Source organism: Mycobacterium sp., from assembly GCF_052144515.1.
In the GTDB taxonomy this organism is placed as follows: Bacteria; Actinomycetota; Actinomycetes; order Mycobacteriales; family Mycobacteriaceae; genus Mycobacterium.
Genome location: NZ_JBKQQD010000034.1, coordinates 1 through 3472, shown reverse-complemented (window position 1 = coordinate 3472; position 3472 = coordinate 1). Strand labels below are relative to the sequence as shown.

At 62.9% G+C, this 3472-nt stretch carries 3 protein-coding genes; 1 reads left to right on the top strand and 2 read right to left on the bottom strand.

Annotated features, from left to right (window positions below):
- Positions 1 to 46: 46 nt before the first annotated feature.
- Positions 47 to 1315 carry an aromatic ring-hydroxylating oxygenase subunit alpha gene (locus ACLP9N_RS01820; RefSeq protein ID WP_442405802.1) on the bottom strand — a complete coding sequence of 423 codons (1269 nt, stop codon included), beginning with the start codon at positions 1313 to 1315 and terminating at the stop codon, positions 47 to 49.
- A gap of 180 nt (positions 1316 to 1495) precedes the next feature.
- Here ACLP9N_RS01820 and ACLP9N_RS01815 point away from each other — a divergent pair, with 180 nt between their 5' ends.
- Complete coding sequence (locus ACLP9N_RS01815; protein WP_442405801.1) at positions 1496 to 2965, top strand: aldehyde dehydrogenase; 1470 nt, start codon at positions 1496 to 1498, stop codon at positions 2963 to 2965.
- 148 nt (positions 2966 to 3113) lie between these two features.
- Here ACLP9N_RS01815 and ACLP9N_RS01810 read toward each other — a convergent pair.
- Positions 3114 to 3472 (bottom strand): LysR substrate-binding domain-containing protein (locus ACLP9N_RS01810; protein WP_442405800.1); only part of this gene is annotated, 359 nt, incomplete at its 5' end.

Sequence of the window (3472 nt, the reverse complement as noted above, 5' to 3'; positions counted from 1 at the left end):
TCGGCGAATTCGGTTGGCAGCACTGGGGACATCGGGGCCATCGTCTTCACACTCCCGCGGTGGTCGTCCGGCGGTACTCGTCGATCCAGGCCGCGGTCTCCTTGTGCAGGTGACGCAGCAGGATCTCCTGGTCGTTGAGCAGGAACTTGTCGACCACCCGCGACTCGATCATGCTCTGGGTCGCCTCTAGCGTGTTGGCGTCCTGCAGGCCGTATTCCTTGAACGTCACCGCTGCCAGTTCCTGGGCCACGCGGTCACGCGGAGTGCGTGGCTGTGGGAAATACAACGTGCCCTCGAAGATATGGCTGTTGTACGACGTCGGCCAATAGTGGTAAGTCAGGTACCAGCCCTGACCCCAGAAAAGGATGACGAAATTGGGGAACAGTTGGAAGGAATCCAGTCCCCACGGATCACATTTCGCGGGATTCAGCCCGGCGGGCATCTCCCCCAGATCGGGCTTGTCCCAAGGCCCGAACAGTCCACTCTGGCAGATATCTTCGATCGGCTTTCGCATCTCGTCTGCCATCTCCCAGGCCCGGATACCTGAGGTGCTGACCAGCCGGTGTGGGCCATCCAGACGGTAATGCGGAGCCTCGAAGCCAGCCTGCGCGGCGGCCTTCGAATAGGCCGTCGGCGACTGGTTCGCGTGCAGCACGGGCGCGTGATAGAACTCCTGGAAAGCGTCCATGTAGAGCTTCCAGTTCGCCTTCACCTCCGACCGGTAATACCAGCGCGAGGTCAGCCGGCCGAATGGGTAACCCTCCAGGTCGGTGATCATCGGCCCGAGAAACTCGCGTAACGACTGCTCCGGCTGCTTGGCGAAGTTGACGAAAATAAAGCCTTCCCAGACATCGCAGTGCACCGACACCAGCCCGTAACGGCTCTTGTCGAGGTCGAAGAACTCTTCCTCCTGCTGCACGAAAGTCAGGTTGCCGTCCAGGTCATAGCGCCAGGCGTGGTACTTGCAGGTGAATTGGCGGCACACACCTTTGGTCTCCTCGAGTGGCATGTCGTTCCACACCAGCTTGTTGCCGCGGTGACGGCAGACGTTGTGATACGCATTGATCTCCCCGGATGTCGTGCGCACCAGAATGATCGAGGTGTTGACCGCCTTGAGCTCCTTGGTGAAGTAGCTGCCCTTACGCGGAAGCTGCTCGACCCGGCCCACATTCAGCCAGGCTCGTTTGAAGATCGCTTCGCGCTCCAGCTCGAAGATCTCCGGGCTGATGGAGTCCTCGTAGGACACCGGCTCGGTGCCCAGTTCCGGGTAATGCTGCGTCCAGCTGCCTTCTGGCGGCTTGGGGAATCGAGCCACGATCGCTCCTGTCCGTCCGATCTCGCTCGGACCCTGGGCGGTCGGACAACCATCCATCCGACGCCAACATAGGGAATGGCCACGCAGCCACCGTCTTCAGTATTCGTATGACTCCGTCGAGCCGACGGTATATGGTCAGAGTCTCAATCACAAGTAGTTGATATTGCTGGATGGGACTCGATGGATCCGAACCTTAGGGCGGCGACCGTCGCCGGACGCGCCGTGCAAGCACACGGAAAAGTCTTCGACGTCATTTCACCGCACTCCGAGGAATCCATCGCCGAAGTCGCTGCCGCCGGGCCGGCCGACGTGGACTCGGCCGTGAACGCCGCACGCGGGGCCTTTGACTCCGGGCCCTGGGGCCGGACCGAGCCACTGGCACGCGTCGCGGTGATCCGACGACTCGCTGACGTCTACGACCAACGACGCGCAGAGATGGCCGACACCATCACCGCCGAGATCGGCGCGCCCATCACCTTCGCCCAGCGCGCCCAGGTCGGCCTGCCCGCCATAATGATTCGCGCATTTTGCGACTTGGCGCAGCGGCACCAGTGGCAGGAGACCCGGGCCGGTTTCTTCGGGGCGGACATGCACATCCGCAAAGAACCGGTTGGTGTCGTCGCCGCGGTTGTGCCATGGAACATGCCCCAGTTCCTCATCGTCACCAAACTGGTGCCCGCACTGCTCGCCGGTTGCGCGGTCGTGCTCAAGCCCGCCGCCGAATCCCCGCTCGACGCACTGCTTTTGGCCGAGATGCTGGACCAGATCGACCTGCCCTCGGGAGTGGCCAGCGTGCTACCCGGCGACGGCACTGTCGGTGAACTACTGGTAAGCCACCCTGGGGTGGACAAGGTGTCGTTCACCGGTTCGACCGCGGCGGGTCGGGCCGTCGCTGCCGCATGTGCACCGAACCTCACCAAGGTCAGCCTCGAACTCGGCGGCAAGTCCGCGGCCATCGTCCTCGATGACGCCGCGCCCGAGAAGGTAGCGGTCGGAGTGCGGTCGGCCAGCCTGTCCAACAGCGGCCAGATCTGCAACGCGTTGACTCGCATTCTAGTGCCAGAGCGGCGTCACAACGAGTACGTCGACGCACTTGCTGCGGAAATGACAGCCCTCCGGGTGGGCGACCCGAGCGATCCCGAAACCCAGGTCGGCCCGCTGGTCTCCCAACGCCAACAGCAGCGCGTCCGCGATTACATCCAGATCGGTCAACACGAAGGGGCGCAACGGGTCATCGGCGGCACCGACTTGCCCGACGGACTCGAACGTGGCTGGTACGTCCAACCGACCCTGTTCGCCCGCGCCGACAACACCATGCGCATTGCGCGCGAAGAGATCTTCGGGCCGGTGATCACGGTGATCCCTTACCGCGACGTGGATGACGCAGTGGCGCTTGCCAACGACTCTGACTATGGCCTGGCCGGGTCGGTGTGGACCGGTGATACCGACCGTGCCCTGGCGATCGCTGCGCGCATCCGGACCGGCACCCTGGGGATCAACCAGGGCTACACCATGGACCCGTTCGCGCCGTTCGGCGGCGTCAAAGGCAGCGGCTACGGTCGCGAGTTAGGACCCGAAGGCCTCGACAGCTACCTGGATGCGAAATCCATCGCCGTCGCCCCCACCCCCGAAGACACAAAGACCGCGTGACCCCACCCCTGCCATCACCTTCGTTGCCGCGTCGACACTGGGAAACCAGCCCTCGCAGCGCATCACTCAACGGGCCGATGCCCCGGAAGGAGGCCGCATCGTGAAACTCGGAATTGCCCTCGCTTTTGCGCATTCGAGCTTGTGGTGCTCAGCTTCGCGCTGAGTTCTCAATGATGATCTCGCACGCCGTGTCGTAGAACGCGCTGATGAGCGTCGAGAAGGAGAGGTGGAAGGGATAGATCATGTGCACATCCAGCCGCTCGACGCTCCATTCAGGTAGCACGGGCACGATGCTGCCATCGCGCAACTCGTTGGTGCAGATGATCTGGTTTGGCATCGCGCCGATGCCAAGTCCTTGCAAGATGTACTGCTTGCACACCTGAAAGCTGTTGGCGCGGGCACGCACCGTAGGCGATAGCTCGTATCGCCGCGTCTGTTTGGTCACCAAGAGCTTGCGCGGGCCGCCGCTTACGCCGCAATCGATGAACGGCAAGCTGTTCAATTGCG